The organism is Tateyamaria sp. LSS28, from assembly GCF_059611725.1.
The window spans coordinates 1-721 of the sequence record NZ_JCAPFI010000021.1 but is presented as its reverse complement, the minus strand read 5'-3'; the positions used below and the strand labels follow the sequence as shown (position 1 = coordinate 721).

The following is a 721-nucleotide window of genomic DNA, read 5'->3' as shown; positions in this document are numbered from 1 at the left end:
TGGATAAGCCAAGCCACCAGTTAATTTGGCAATGTGGGCGATACATATGAACACCAATCGATGGATATTGAGTGCCATCCAGGACTTGCGAGATATGGCCAGGGGGAACTCCTTGGAAGGCATTGCGGAGGCTCTGGACGGTGTTTACGACGTTGCAGAATTTGAGTTGGCCGCTTCTTTTGAAGGAACACCATCTGTCAGCGACGAACCTCTGCCAAGTCACGCGGACAACGTGGTTCGCTTTCCTGCGGGGCGAGTTCAACGGAATAGGTCACACTAAGCTCCGGTGATCGAGACAGGGACCGTAGGGGCAATCCATGCTACCAATAGGCGAACTCTCGCCTGCGTGATTTATGTTTACCTTTGCGTTAAGGTGTCGTTAAGAAATGCATGGCGGAGTTTACCCACCGTTTATGGAGGTAAACAGAATGTCTGCACAAGAATGGTTTGAGTTCAAAGTGATGGTTGCAGCAGAAGATGCCCGTAAGGCCGGCTACATCCAGACACACCTTGCACTATTAGATGTTCTGCGAGCCTCTAGGTACAGCGAGCAGCGAATGATTGGCAGCTTGAGCAACACCTCTCTCAACGTGGCGGTGACCCCGCTTGTTGAGCAACAGGACCCTCAACCCCACCCCGGGTTAAACATCCAGTAACCAATACATCGTCTGGTTGTAGCACCACTCAACCCGGGGATTCGAAAATGCAAAAACATGACTGG

The 721-nt window shown here is 51.3% G+C and carries 1 protein-coding gene; it reads left to right on the top strand.

Going from position 1 to position 721, the window contains the following annotated elements; translation table 11 throughout:
* Positions 1–428: 428 nt before the first annotated feature.
* Positions 429–656, top strand: coding sequence for a hypothetical protein (locus AC53L6_RS24230; protein ID WP_496909692.1), 228 nt, complete (start codon positions 429–431; stop codon positions 654–656).
* The last annotated feature ends 65 nt before the right edge of the window (positions 657–721 follow it).

Excerpts from the sequence above, each read along its gene's own strand:
- AC53L6_RS24230 (WP_496909692.1), top strand. The coding sequence starts at position 429 with ATGTCTGCACAAGAATGGTTTGAGTTCAAAGTGATGGTTGCAGCAGAA.